The sequence below is a fragment of the Mesorhizobium sp. NFR06 genome, assembly GCF_900115245.1.
GTDB lineage: Bacteria > Pseudomonadota > Alphaproteobacteria > Rhizobiales > Rhizobiaceae > Mesorhizobium.
This window is the reverse complement of the sequence record NZ_FOVT01000003.1, coordinates 1-12,116: the sequence shown is the minus strand read 5'-3', so window position 1 is coordinate 12,116 and position 12,116 is coordinate 1. Positions and strand designations below refer to the sequence as shown.

Genomic DNA, 12,116 nt, shown 5'->3' with positions numbered 1-12,116 from the left:
CGGCGTGTGGCTTTTGTCAGCTAACCAAGTTGGCCGGCGCGCTCGATCGCCTCGTTCACCACCAGCACGTTGCGCGCCATGCGTTCCGACGCCGCGTCAATCATCTTGCCGTCGAGCGCCGCCGCACCCTTGCCAAGCGCCTCCGCCTCCTTCAGCACCTCGAGAATGCGTCTGGCGCGTGTGACCTCCTTCTCCGGCGGCGAGAACACATCGTTGGCCAAGGCGATCTGCGAAGGGTGGATCGCCCATTTGCCTTCGATGCCGAGCGCGGCAGCACGCCGGGCGGCCGCCGTGTAGCCTTCCGGGTCGGAGAAATCCCCGAACGGCCCGTCAATGGCGCGCAAGCCATAGGCGCGGCAGGCGACCGTCATGCGCGACAGCGCGAAATGCCACTGGTCGCCGGGATAGTCGGGATTGAGGCCGCCGATGTTGACGGTGCGCGCCTTGTTGCTGGCGGCGTAGTCGGCGACGCCGAAATGCATGGCTTCCAGCCGGCCGGGCGTGGCGGCGATCGCCTCGACATTGGCCATGCCGAGCGCGGTCTCGATCAGCGCTTCAAGGCCGACGCGGGTCTTGAAGCCCTTGGCCATCTCGATCTGGTTGACCATGGCCTCGACCATATAGAGGTCGGCCGGCACGCCGACCTTCGGCACCAGGATGGTGTCCAGCCGGTCGCCGGCCTGTTCCATGACGTCGACGACGTCGCGGTACATGTAGTGGGTATCGAGGCCGTTGATGCGCACCGAGACGGTCTTGCCCTTGGCGCGCCAGTCGATGTCGTTCAGCGCCTGGATGATGTTCTTGCGGGCGCGCTCCTTGTCGGGCGGCGCGACTGCGTCCTCGATGTCGAGGAAGACGAAGTCGGCAGCGCTGTTCGCCGCCTTGTCGATCATCTCCGGGCTGGAGCCGGGCACGGCCAGCTCGCTACGCTGCAGCCTGAGTTTCTTGAGGTGGTTGATGGTGTGGCTCATGATGCGCCCCTCACGCTGCCTTTGCGACCGGCATTGCGGCGGTGCGCCTGAAATGCTCGATCGCCGCGCCGACGCCTGAGCCGGGCGCCAGGTCGACGCCACAGTCGAGCAGCGTCAGTTCGGCGGCGGAGAGCGATGCGAGCACCATCACCTCGTTCAACCAGCCGAGATGGCCGATGCGGAACACCTTGCCGGCCACTTTGTTGAGGCCGCCGCCGAGGGAGGTGTTGTATCGCTGGTAGGCGCGCTTGACGACGTCGGCGCTGTCGGTGCCGTCCGGCACGAGGATGGCGCTCACCGTGTCGGAATGCCATTTCGGCGCCTTGGCGCAGAGTTTCAGGCCCCAGGCGTCGACCGCCTTGCGCACGCCTTCCGCCAGGCGATGGTGGCGGGCGAAGATGTTGTCCAGTCCTTCCTCGGCGATGAGGTCGAGCGAGGCGCGCAGGCCGCGCAGCAACTGCGTCGCTGGCGTGTAGGGGAAATAGCCGGCGTCGTTGGTGCGGATCATGTCCTCGAAGGAAAAATAACAATGCCGGTGCGTCGCCACCCGCGAAGCAGCCAGCGCCTTCTTGCTGACCGACAGGAAGCCGAGGCCGGCGGGCAGCATGAAGCCCTTCTGCGAGCCGCTGACGGCGCAGTCGACACCCCATTCCTCCTGGCGGAAGTCGATCGAGCCGATCGACGAGACGCCATCGACGAAAAGCAGGGCCGGGTGGTTCGCCGCGTCGAGCGCGGCGCGGCAGCCGGCGACATCGCTGGTGACGCCGGTCGCGGTCTCGTTCTGCGTGCAGAATACCGCCTTGATGAGGTGCGCCTTGTCGGCCTTCAGCCGCTCGGCATAGGTTTCGAGCGGAACGCCCGTGCCCCATTCGCAATCGATGACGTCGACATCGAAGCCGAGGCGCTCGGCCATGTCGACCCACAGATGCGAGAACTGGCCGAAGCGCGACATCAGAACCTTGTCGCCAGGGCTGAGCACGTTGGTCATCGCCGCTTCCCAGGCGCCGGTGCCCGAGGAGGGGTAGATGAAGACGCGGCCGGTCTCGTTCTTGAAAACCTTCTTGATGTCCTCGAACAGCGGCAGCGTCAGGTCGGGGAAGGAGGCGGCGCGCATGTCCTCCATCGGCAGGTTCATGGCCTGGCGGACTTGTTCGGGAATATTGGTGGGCCCCGGGATGAAAAGATGCGTGAACCCAGCCATGCGCGAACTCCTCCGGTCGTTTGGGATTGTGGAGGAATTCTCGTTTTGAAGAGCCTTCGCAACAACACCTTGCCGGGTAAGTTGTTGGCCCTTGCGGGTGGCACGATCCTACCCGACCGGCCTACCCGATAGGCGATTTGGGCGTGCGGCCTTTCTCGCTGGAATAGAGCGCGACGGCCATGGCGCGGTTGCGCACGTCCAGCTTGTCGTAGAGATTCTTCAAGTGATACTTCACCGTATTCTCGGAAATCCCGGTCCGGGTGGCGATCTGCAGGTTGGTCCAGCCGTCGGAAAGCACCGCAAGCAATTCGCGCTCGCGCACGGTGAGCCGGGACAGCGGCGTGTCGTTGACCTTGTTGATGTCGATATAGGGGATGCAGATACGGCCATGCGCGACGGCCAGGATCGTTTCGAAGATCACCGGCGGATCGTCGAACTGGAAGCAGTAGCCCTGCGCGCCAAGACGGACGCACTGTTTCAGGATGCCGATGTCGTGGTCGTTGGAGAAGACCGTGATGCGCACGCCAAGCTGGCGGTTTTGAACCTCTGTAAGCACATCTGCGCCATCCATATCGCCGAGTTTCCAGCCGATGACGGCGACATCGAAATTCGTGGTGGCGGCCAGTTCCAGGAATTGCGCGCCGCTGTGCACGGCACCCAGCAAATCGAAGCGGCCGTCGCATTCCAGCATTTCGCGCAGCGCCGAAACAACGAATGGATTGCGTTCGGCAACGACCACGCGAACGCGCCGCTCGGTATTTCCCTCGTTCGTCTTTCCAGACTTGATGTTCAAGGGCAGCGTTTGTCCTCGACCGATTGGGGGACGTCCCGATCCGGCTGGATCGCGCGTCATGGCAATTCTGCCTCAACGGTGAAGGCGTGCTCTTTCCCCAGCGACATGCGCTGTCGCGTCGGCTGAAGCCATTGTCACACCCGCGACGCATCGCAATCTAGCGTCTCTGGAGGGTGGATCGCCGCGACATTTCCTTGGCCATTCCGGGCTCTAGCGTGACATCCTGCAAAGACGAATCTCATTGCCGCGCTATCTGCCGAGCCGGTCTTGGATTTTCCCAAAAGCGGTTTCCTCTTTTCGGGATCATGCACTAGACCAGTTTTGACACCCTTCGGGATTCCTGTTGGCGGGAGATGCTGGTGGAAGGCCAGGACAGACAGACGACGGGCGCCGCGCCCGCCGAGGAGCACCACGCCGATGTCTATGGCGAGGACGGCGCCGTCCGTGCCTCTTTCCTTGCCCGGATCGGCGCAGCCATCGCCGACCGTGACACGATCACGCTCAAGCGCGAAGTCGACGACCTGCACCAGTCGGAGCTCGGCGACGTGCTGGAGGCGCTTCATCCCGAACAGCGCCGCGCGCTGGTCGAATTGCTCGGCTCCGATTTCGACTTCTCGGCGCTGACCGAGGTCGACGAGGCGATCCGCCTCGACATCGTCGACAATTTGCCCAACGCGCAGATCGCGCAGGCGGTGCAGGAACTCGATTCAGACGATGCCGTCTACATCCTCGAGGACCTCGAGAAGGAAGACCAGGACGAAATCCTGTCGCAGCTGCCGTTCACCGAGCGCATCAGGCTGCGGCGGGCGCTGGACTATCCGGAAGAGACCGCCGGGCGGCGCATGCAGACCGAGTTTGTCGCCGTGCCGCCATTCTGGACGATCGGCCAGACCATCGACTACATGCGCGAGGACAAGAACCTGCCCGAGCGCTTCAGCCAGATCTTCGTCATCGACCCGAGCTTCAAGCTGATGGGGGCCATCGACCTCGACCAGATCCTGCGCACCAAACGCGCGGTCAAGGTCGAGGAGGTCATGCATGAGACCTTGCATGCGATCCCGGCCACGATGGATCAGGAGGAGGCGGCGCGGGAGTTCGAGCAATACAACCTGCTCTCCGCGGCCGTGGTCGACGAGAACGAGCGGCTGGTCGGCGTGCTCACCATCGACGACGTGGTCGACGTCATCCAGGAGGAGGCGGAGGAGGACCTTTTGCGCATGGGCGGCGTCGGCGACGAAGAACTGTCCGACACTGTGCTCGCCACCTCGCGCTCGCGCGTGCCCTGGCTGCTGGTCAACCTTGTGACCGCCTTCCTCGCCGCTTCGGTGATCGGCCTGTTCGACCGCACGATCGAGCATATCGTGGCGCTAGCGGTGCTGATGCCGATCGTCGCCGGCATGGGCGGCAATGCCGGTTCGCAGACCATGACCGTCACCGTGCGCGCGCTGGCGACCAAGGACCTCGATATCTACAACGCCGCCCGCATCATCCGTCGCGAACTGGGTGTCGGCTTCATCAACGGCATTGTCTTTGCGGTGCTTATCGGCATGGTCGCCGGCTTCTGGTTCCGCGACTCCAATCTGGGCGGCATCATCGCGGCGGCAATGATCATCAACATGTTCGCCGCGGCACTTGCCGGGATCCTCATCCCGCTGGTGCTCGACCGCTTCAAGATCGATCCGGCGGTGGCATCGGCCGTCTTCGTCACCACCGTTACCGACTGCGTCGGTTTTTTCGCCTTCCTCGGGTTGGCGACCTGGTGGTTTAGGGTTCCCTAAAATCAGCAACCTGCCGTTAATTGACTTTTACGTAAATGCCATGCGAGGTTGTCCCGGGGTCGCGCGCCGATTCCGGCGCGGGATGGGTCTAATCGGAGGGAAGGGCGACGCTCCAAACGGCGATGCCCGGGCTTGGGAGCGGGAATGCGGGAATATTACACGATCACCGAGCTGACGCGTGAATTCGATGTGTCGACGCGGACGTTGCGCTTTTACGAGGATGAAGGGCTGGTGCAGCCGGTGAGGCGCGGCCGCACGCGGCTGTTTCGCCCCTCCGACCGGCATCTCATTCGCCAGATCATGCGCGGAAAAAGGCTCGGTTTCTCGATCAACGAGATCCGCGAGATCATCCAGATGTACAAGGAGCCGCCCGGCGAGGTCGGCCAGCTCAAGCTGATGATCAAGCGCATCGAGGAAAAGCGCGAGGACCTGCGCCAGAAGCGGCGCGACCTCGAAGAGACTCTGGCCGAGCTCGACCAGGCTGAGGAGTCCTGCGTGGAACGGTTGGCTGAGTTGGGCGTGAATACGTGAAGCACAGCAAGCCGGAGATTGCAGGGCTAATTATCGCAAACGTTCGAGATTAGCAGGAGCTTTCGAGCTTCGTCATCCTAGGGCGGAGCAGCCGCGGAGCGGCGTCGCGGAGACCCTAGGATCCATGCCGTTACCTTGATCGTAGAGTACAGCGGAGCAGAATTCTGAACCGTTGCAACGCCTTAGCGTCATGGCATGGATCCTAGGGTCTGCGCGCGTCGCTCCGCTCCTTGCTTCGCCCTAGGATGACGAGGGATCGGGCGTTCCGGCCAAACGCGAAGGTACGCGATCTGCCGACTGAGGTCGCTTGACGCGCGACCGATCCAGGCAACGCGGCCTCAAATCCAGCGTCGCACCCGCTTGGCATAGTCGCGGTACTTCTTGCCGAACTTCGCCGCCAGGATTTTTTCCTCCTTCTCGATCGCCAGTTTCTGCGTCGCGAAGGCGGCGAGGAAAGCAAGGAGCAAGAACCAGGCGATGCCGGTGATGAAGGCGACGCCGATCAGCAGCAGCGTGTTCGCAAGATACATCGGGTTGCGGGTTATGCCGAAGGGACCCGACGTGACCAGATGATCGGGCTCGGCATTGGGATCCAATGTCGTCTTGGCCCGCATCATGACGCGAATGGCCGTGACCCAGAGCATGGCGACGCCGAACAGCGCCACCCAGCCGACGCCGAACAGGAGATCGCCGAAGATGTCGCCGATCCACGGCAGCGGGTAGAGCATGCCGAGGACGACGCTGAGCGCGATCGCCACCACATAGATCACCGGCGGCCATGGAATGATCCCGTGTCTGGGCTTTGCGATACCTGTCATTGCTGCCCTCCCTGCATCTGATCCTCCGTGGCGGCGGTGCAGGTGCTCGCCAGATCGGCCAGATGCGATTTCCAGACGCTGGATTGGTCGTTGGCGTAGAGCTTGTCGAGAGACCCTTCGCCCTTCAGCGTGTCCAGCATGCAGCCACAATAGCTGGAACAGAACTTGCTGTCCCGCTGCTGTTCGCACTGGGCCTGGCAAGCCCGCAGGAACCCGGCTTCCCTATCCTGAGGGGCGGCGGGCATGACCTGGGAGAACAGCCACACCGAGCCGAACAGCAACGGCTGGTGGATGAGGTAGAAGGCCAGGCTATGCCTGCCGATGAAGGTCAGCGGGTTGGACCAGCGGCCGGGCACCCGCGTTCCCAACCGGGCGAGGAGGCCGGATGAGGAGGCGAGCTTCACCGCGGCGATACCCAGCAGAACAGCGCCGAACCACGGGAAAAGTGGCACATAGTCGTTGGAACGCGGATTCGTGACGGAAAGGCCGACCCACCACAGCGCCTGATGGTCGAAGAACTCCGCGCGCAGATAGTAAGGCGCGGCAATGACGGCTGCGGCAATGATGGCCGTCAGCAGCCAGGGCAGCCTGAGAAAGGCGAGGCCGAGCAGGCTGGCCAGGGCGATCTCATGCAGGATGCCGAAGAAGATGAACCCGTCCGGCGTGACGAAATAAGTAACGGCGGAAATGGCGATCGCCGCCCCGGCGACCATGGCAAAGCGCTTCCAGAAGCCAGGCCAGCGGATCTGGCGTCCATGGGCGAGGAACAGGCTGACGCCGACCAGGAACAGGAAGGTCGAGGCGATGCAGCGCGCATAGAGCTTCCACCAGCCGACGGCGGTGAGGCCGGGCGCGGTGTAGCCGAAGTTTTCGAGATCCCAGGTGAAATGATAGCTCGCCATCGCAATCAGCGCGATGCCGCGCAGGATGTCGATAGCCTGTATGCGGCCGTGCTTTGGGGTGTCCTGAACGGGTTCGCTGGACGTTTGAAAGCTCATTGATCTCGCAATCCGATTCAGTCTTGCCGAACGACTATCACGGTTCTGCGTGGCAACAGAAGGCAGGGCGCGCCGCTCCCCGCAAGGGCCGTCGCTTTAGGCCAGCGGCGGAAAGCCTTTGGCAGGCTTCGCTTTTCGGCCTCTCGGGGTCGGTTTCCTGCTACTGGCCCGCGTCTGGTCCGGCCAGATTTGGGGCGTGATTCACGTTTCGGAGGGGCGATGTCCACCCATGTGCGCCATCCGATCTGGCTTCCGGCCTTGCGGCCGGCGGACGCACGCACCTTCGCCTCGCTCTATGCGGTGGAATCGTTCGCCCGCGCCACGGTCTCCAGCGTGATCCCGATCGAGGCCTACGAGATCCTGCACAACGAACGGATCGTCTCGATCCTCTACACCATCGTGTCGCTGATGGGCCTTTCGGTCACGCTGTTCATGCCGATGCTCATCCGTCGCTTCGCGCGACGCTGGGTCTACACGGCCGGCTGTCTGTTGCTTGCGATCGGCTCAGCCTTCTTCGTCACCCACACGCTGCCGGGACAGATCGCCGGCATGCTTTGCCGCGTCATGGGGGCGAGCGCGCTGTCGATCACGCTCAACCTCTACATCATGGACCACATCCGCAAGACCGACTTCATGCAAGCGGAATCGCTGCGCATGGCATGGTCGATGTTCGCCTGGACGGGCGGGCCGACGCTCGGCATCTTCCTCTATACCCATTTTGGCATCTATGCCGCGCATGGCGCAGTCGTGGTGTTTGCGTTCGCGCTGCTTTGCCTGTTCTGGTTCTACCGGCTGACCGACAACCAGTCGATACGGCCCGGCAAGTCGCGCCCCGCCAATCCGCTTGCCAATATCGGCCGCTTTGTCGCGCAGCCGAGGCTGCGGCTCGCCTGGCTGATCGCCTTCGGCCGCTCCTGCTTCTGGACGACGTTCTTCGTCTATGGACCGTTGTTCATGGTGATCACCGGCCAGGGCGAACTCGCCGGCGGATTGCTGGTTTCGGCAGGCAATGCGCTTTTGTTCGTGGCGATCTTCTGGGGCAGGGCAGGCAAGCGCTTCGGCGGGCGACGCGTCATGACTTTCGCTTATTTCGCCATGTCGGCAGCGTTGTTTGCGGCGGGCGGCATCGGCGAGGCCGCGCCGTTGCTCTCCGGCGCGCTGCTGCTCTGCGGCGCCTTGTTCACCATCGCGCTCGACGCGCTCGGCTCGACCGCCTTCCTGCGCTCGGTGCGCGCTTACGAGAAGGCCCAGATGGCGGCGGTCTACCGCACCTATCTCGATTTTTCCGAGCTGACGCCGCCGCTCGTCTATTCGGTGGTGCTCTCCTTCTTCGGCCTTGGCTCGGTGTTTGTCACCCTCGGAATTCTGGCCGCTTTCTGCGGCTTCGTCACCTGGCGCTATCTGCCGAAGTCATTTTGATCCGGATTGATATGCGGCGTGGCGCTCGCGCACCCAGTCGTGGAAACGATGCAGGTCGTATTCTTCCGGCATCAGCACGCCGGCCTGATGGCGCATCGAGCGCAGGCCCTTCTGATTGACCTCGCAGATCGCCGCGTCTTCCTCGAGCACCTGGGTGCCGAAGGCGACGATGTTGTCGATATCGGTCCTTCCCAGCGCATCCGGCGCGAACAGCCATTCGGCGGTGAGCTCAGTCTGCTCGGGGCCGAGCGGCGCCAGCCGCACGATGCGCATGTAATCGACATGGCCGACGATGAACATCGAGGGCAGCGACGTGGCATAGGTCTGGCCGGCGGCGCGCTCGGCCGGTGTCAAGCCGGGAAAGATCGGGCCGTGGACGTGTCCGTCCTTCGACCAGGTCTCGGCCCCGGCGCGCAGGCGGCCGGAGAATTCCGGCGCATCGTTGTCAGCGTGGCGGATCCATTCCGGATCGTCATGCCTCGCCATCAGGCCTCGCCCATAGATCGGCACCAGCCGCGACAAATCCTTGTGAACGCCTGGACAGTGCAGGCATTCGTTGAAGTTCTCCCAGAAAATCTTCCAGTTGCAGTTCATCACCTTGGTGAGCCGGTGGCCGGTCACAAGCGTCTCAAGCGGCCAGTTGGAAAGATCGCCGGAGGCCCGGTCAAAGGCGCTTTCCGCCGAGCCGGCGGGGCCGTCGGAAAGATTGATGAAGACGAGGCCACGCCACACCGAAAGCGCCACGCGATAGAGCGGATAGTCGGCCTTGTCGAAGCCCTCGGGCAGTGATTTCGACGGCACGCGCACCAGGTCGCCGCGCAGCGAATAGGACCAGGCATGGTAGGGGCACGTCAGCAGCCTGGCTTTCAGCCGGCCGGCGCTTTCCTGGCAAAGCTGCGAGCCGCGATGCCGGCAGGTGTTGTGGAAGGCGCGCAGGCTCCCGGTCTCGTCGCGCAGCACGAGGATCTCCTGCGAGCCGATGCGGATCGTGCGGAAAGCGAGGGGTTCGGCGAGATCGGCCTCGCGGCAGATCATCAGCCAGCTTCGATACCAGATGGCGTCCAGATCGCGCCGGTACGCATCGGCGTCCCAATAAGCGGCCGACGGCAAAGTCGGCTCGAGGCTGGTCAGGCCGTTGTAAGGATCGCGATCGCTTGGATTGGGCTGCATCGGCTTCTCCCTGGCAGAGGACAGCCGACACCCGGGCAAAGCCGTTGTCAATTGTCGGTCCTCCCCGATTGTAGCGCCGGCGCGGGGACCTTAAAGTCGGGTGTATGCTGCCAAGAACCATGTCGCTTACCGAGGAACTGGTCGCCCGCTGTTTTCGCGTGGTCGAGGACACGGGGCCTGATCCTCACGCGTCGCATCTAGATGACGGCGACTATGAGGCGATGCTCGACGCGTTCGAGGCGCAGCTTCCCGCGACCGAGCCGCTTTGGCTGTTCGGCTATGGCTCGCTGATCTGGAAGCCGGAGATCGAGCACACCGAGGAACGCGTGGCGCTTGCGCGCGGCTGGCACCGCTCGTTCTGCATGAAGATGACGCGCTGGCGCGGCACCAAGGAGCAACCCGGCCTCATGATGGCGCTCGATCGCGGAGGTCAGTGCAAAGGGGTTGCTTTCCGGCTGGTCGAGGACAACCGCAGGCAAGCGCTGGACAAGCTTTTCCGGCGCGAGATGACCTTGAAGCCGACGAGCTACTGGCCGCGCCTGCTGCAGCTTTCAACCGACGAGGGACCGTTGCGGGCGCTGGTCTTCGTCATCAATCGCCAGGGCACCACTTATGCCGGCCCGCTCAGCGAGGACGAAGTGGTGGAGAGGCTTGCCACATCCTGCGGCCATTGGGGCTCGGGCGCCGACTATCTCTACAACACGGTGAAGAATCTCGAGCAGCGCGGCATCCGTGACGCGCATCTGTGGCGGCTGCAGCAGCTCGTCGCCGCCCGCATCGCCGCTGCGTAGCACGAAAGCCTTGCCGCAATCGTGCTTGCGGTGCCGGAATTTGGTTTGCCGGCCACGGCGGTTCTGCCTAAAGTCGCGCGCCGTTGGCTGTTCATAGCCACGACAAAGATTCATCCGAGAATGAAAGGCCAGGAATGACCGGCGCGACAGCCGCGAGCGGCGGCACAGCTTCCGATCGGAAACTGACTTTCATCCTCGGCGGTGCGCGCTCGGGCAAGAGCAGGCATGCCGAAAGCCTGACGACGGCGTTTCCATCGCCTTGGGCCTACATCGCCACGGCGCAGGCCTATGACGACGAGATGCGCGAACGCATCGCGCTGCATCGGTCGCGGCGGGGCGAAGGCTGGGTGACCATTGATGCGCCGCTCGACCTGGTCGGCGCAGTCCAGGCCTTGCCGGATCACCAGCCTGTGCTGATCGATTGCCTGACGCTGTGGCTCACCAACCAGATACTGGCCGAACATGATGTCGAGGCCGAATGCCGGCAACTGGCGGATGTGCTGTCGCGGCCGCGTGGGCCGTGGTTCGTGGTCTCGAACGAAGTTGGTCTCGGCATCGTGCCCGATAACGCGCTGGCGCGCCGGTTCCGCGACGCGGCGGGTCGCCTCAACCAGCAGGTCGCGGCGATAGCCGACAGCGTGCTTATGATGGTGGCGGGGTTGCCGCTCAAGGTGAAATGACATGACCGAGATCCATGACAAGGAAGCCGAGCGCCATCGCGCCAAGATGGCCAAGCGCAAGGCGGTGCAGGATGCGGAAGTGGCCGGCAAGACGATCGAGAAAGGATTGCTGATCGTCAACACCGGGCCGGGCAAGGGCAAGACCACGGCCGCCTTCGGCTTGGCGCTCCGGATGCTCGGCTACGGCAAGCGTGTCGGCGTCGTCCAGTTCATCAAGGGCAAATGGCATACCGGCGAGAAGGACGCTTTCGCAGCCTTCGGCGACCGCGTCGTCTGGCATGCGATGGGCGAGGGGTTCACCTGGGAAACGCAGGACCTGAAGCGCGACATCGCCGCCGCCGAAGCCGCCTGGGCCAAGGCGCTTGAGCTGATGGCCGATCCGTCGATCAGCCTCGTGGTGCTCGACGAGCTCAACATCGCGCTGCGGTACGACTATCTCGATCTGGAGAAGGTCGTCGCGGCGCTCAAGGCGCGCCGGGACGATCTGCATGTGATCGTCACCGGCCGCAACGCCAAGCCGCTGCTTGTCGAGGCGGCCGACCTCGTCACGGAGATGGGGCTGACCAAGCACCATTTCTCGGGCGGCGTGAAAGCGCAGCAGGGGATCGAGTTCTAAAGCACGTCGCCCTTTAAAGGATTCGGGATTCCCTGAATGACGGTTTGATGATTCATTGCGGCGGAAGGGAGAACCGTGATGGGCAAGCCGTTACCGATGGCGTTGCGTAAGCGTGTTGCGGCGTTTGTGGATGAGGGCAACAGCAACCGTGAGGCGTCGCGTCATTTCCGGGTTTCGCCGAAGTTCGTGAACGATCTGATGAAGCTGCGCGCCGAGCGGGGCTCGCTTGAGCCGCGCCGGCAAGGCCATGGCACTGGCGGCGGCAAGTTGGCCGCTCACGCCGACTTCGTGCGCCAGCGGATGGCCGAGAATGGCGATCTGACGCTCGACGAACTGTGTGTGGAACTGGA

At 63.5% G+C, this 12,116-nt stretch carries 12 protein-coding genes and 1 pseudogene; 7 read left to right on the top strand and 6 right to left on the bottom strand.

All coding sequences use genetic code 11. From position 1 onward, the window contains the following. Window positions 1-20 precede the first annotated feature (20 nt). The 3 genes from F3H96_RS06825 to F3H96_RS06815 form a co-directional block, all read right to left on the bottom strand. Window positions 21-971: a CoA ester lyase gene (locus tag F3H96_RS06825; protein WP_149791189.1), complete on the bottom strand. Its 951-nt coding sequence runs from the start codon at window positions 969-971 to the stop codon at window positions 21-23. Between the two features lie 10 nt (window positions 972-981). Beyond that, entirely contained in the window at window positions 982-2,172 is a 1,191-nt protein-coding gene (locus tag F3H96_RS06820; RefSeq protein ID WP_149791188.1) for an aminotransferase class V-fold PLP-dependent enzyme, read from the bottom strand. Window positions 2,173-2,293: 121 nt separating this feature from the next. Continuing rightward, a complete protein-coding gene (locus F3H96_RS06815) occupies window positions 2,294-2,965 on the bottom strand; it encodes a response regulator transcription factor (protein WP_244619927.1) in 672 nt (223 codons plus the stop codon). Between the two features lie 359 nt (window positions 2,966-3,324). Between F3H96_RS06815 and mgtE the strand changes: the two genes are divergently transcribed. Further along, entirely contained in the window at window positions 3,325-4,743 is a 1,419-nt protein-coding gene (gene mgtE, locus F3H96_RS06810; RefSeq protein ID WP_149791186.1) for a magnesium transporter, read from the top strand. A 144-nt stretch (window positions 4,744-4,887) separates the two neighbouring features. Next, the gene (locus F3H96_RS06805; RefSeq protein ID WP_027168973.1) at window positions 4,888-5,274 is read left to right on the top strand and encodes a MerR family DNA-binding transcriptional regulator; all 387 of its coding nucleotides are present in this window, start codon (window positions 4,888-4,890) and stop codon (window positions 5,272-5,274) included. A gap of 338 nt (window positions 5,275-5,612) precedes the next feature. Here F3H96_RS06805 and F3H96_RS06800 read toward each other — a convergent pair whose 3' ends face one another. After that, window positions 5,613-6,092 carry an isoprenylcysteine carboxylmethyltransferase family protein gene (locus F3H96_RS06800; RefSeq protein ID WP_149791185.1) on the bottom strand — a complete coding sequence of 160 codons (480 nt, stop codon included), beginning with the start codon at window positions 6,090-6,092 and terminating at the stop codon, window positions 5,613-5,615. After that, on the bottom strand, window positions 6,089-7,090 hold the full coding sequence (locus F3H96_RS06795) for a DUF1624 domain-containing protein (RefSeq protein ID WP_149791184.1): 1,002 nt from the start codon (window positions 7,088-7,090) through the stop codon (window positions 6,089-6,091). Before F3H96_RS06795 ends, F3H96_RS06800 begins: the two co-directional genes overlap by 4 nt. Window positions 7,091-7,309: 219 nt before the next feature. On the opposite strand from F3H96_RS06795, the gene F3H96_RS06790 reads away from it, so the two are divergent. Beyond that, a complete protein-coding gene (locus tag F3H96_RS06790; protein ID WP_149791183.1) occupies window positions 7,310-8,509 on the top strand; it encodes an MFS transporter in 1,200 nt (399 codons plus the stop codon). On the opposite strand, the gene F3H96_RS06785 is transcribed toward F3H96_RS06790, so the two are convergent. Continuing rightward, the gene (locus F3H96_RS06785; protein ID WP_149791182.1) at window positions 8,501-9,679 is read right to left on the bottom strand and encodes an aromatic ring-hydroxylating dioxygenase subunit alpha; all 1,179 of its coding nucleotides are present in this window, start codon (window positions 9,677-9,679) and stop codon (window positions 8,501-8,503) included. The two genes, F3H96_RS06790 and F3H96_RS06785, sit on opposite strands and share 9 nt — an antisense overlap. 104 nt (window positions 9,680-9,783) lie before the next feature. Here F3H96_RS06785 and F3H96_RS06780 point away from each other — a divergent pair, with 104 nt between their 5' ends. The 4 genes and pseudogenes from F3H96_RS06780 to F3H96_RS06765 form a co-directional block, all read left to right on the top strand. Next, window positions 9,784-10,470: a gamma-glutamylcyclotransferase gene (locus F3H96_RS06780; protein WP_149791181.1), complete on the top strand. Its 687-nt coding sequence runs from the start codon at window positions 9,784-9,786 to the stop codon at window positions 10,468-10,470. 134 nt (window positions 10,471-10,604) lie between these two features. Further along, window positions 10,605-11,150 carry a bifunctional adenosylcobinamide kinase/adenosylcobinamide-phosphate guanylyltransferase gene (gene cobU / locus F3H96_RS06775; RefSeq protein WP_149791180.1) on the top strand — a complete coding sequence of 182 codons (546 nt, stop codon included), beginning with the start codon at window positions 10,605-10,607 and terminating at the stop codon, window positions 11,148-11,150. Between the two features lies 1 nt (window position 11,151). Further along, the gene (gene cobO, locus F3H96_RS06770; RefSeq protein ID WP_149791179.1) at window positions 11,152-11,766 is read left to right on the top strand and encodes a cob(I)yrinic acid a,c-diamide adenosyltransferase; all 615 of its coding nucleotides are present in this window, start codon (window positions 11,152-11,154) and stop codon (window positions 11,764-11,766) included. 78 nt (window positions 11,767-11,844) lie between these two features. Continuing rightward, a pseudogene (locus tag F3H96_RS06765) lies at window positions 11,845-12,116 on the top strand (hypothetical protein); the annotation flags it as partial.

Coding starts and splice junctions, on each gene's coding strand:
- F3H96_RS06825 (WP_149791189.1), bottom strand. CDS start 971: ATGAGCCACACCATCAACCACCTCAAGAAACTCAGGCTGCAGCGTAGC.
- F3H96_RS06820 (WP_149791188.1), bottom strand. CDS start 2,172: ATGGCTGGGTTCACGCATCTTTTCATCCCGGGGCCCACCAATATTCCC.
- F3H96_RS06805 (WP_027168973.1), top strand. CDS start 4,888: ATGCGGGAATATTACACGATCACCGAGCTGACGCGTGAATTCGATGTG.
- F3H96_RS06800 (WP_149791185.1), bottom strand. CDS start 6,092: ATGACAGGTATCGCAAAGCCCAGACACGGGATCATTCCATGGCCGCCG.
- F3H96_RS06795 (WP_149791184.1), bottom strand. CDS start 7,090: ATGAGCTTTCAAACGTCCAGCGAACCCGTTCAGGACACCCCAAAGCAC.
- F3H96_RS06790 (WP_149791183.1), top strand. CDS start 7,310: ATGTCCACCCATGTGCGCCATCCGATCTGGCTTCCGGCCTTGCGGCCG.
- F3H96_RS06785 (WP_149791182.1), bottom strand. CDS start 9,679: ATGCAGCCCAATCCAAGCGATCGCGATCCTTACAACGGCCTGACCAGC.
- F3H96_RS06780 (WP_149791181.1), top strand. CDS start 9,784: ATGCTGCCAAGAACCATGTCGCTTACCGAGGAACTGGTCGCCCGCTGT.
- cobU (WP_149791180.1), top strand. CDS start 10,605: ATGACCGGCGCGACAGCCGCGAGCGGCGGCACAGCTTCCGATCGGAAA.
- cobO (WP_149791179.1), top strand. CDS start 11,152: ATGACCGAGATCCATGACAAGGAAGCCGAGCGCCATCGCGCCAAGATG.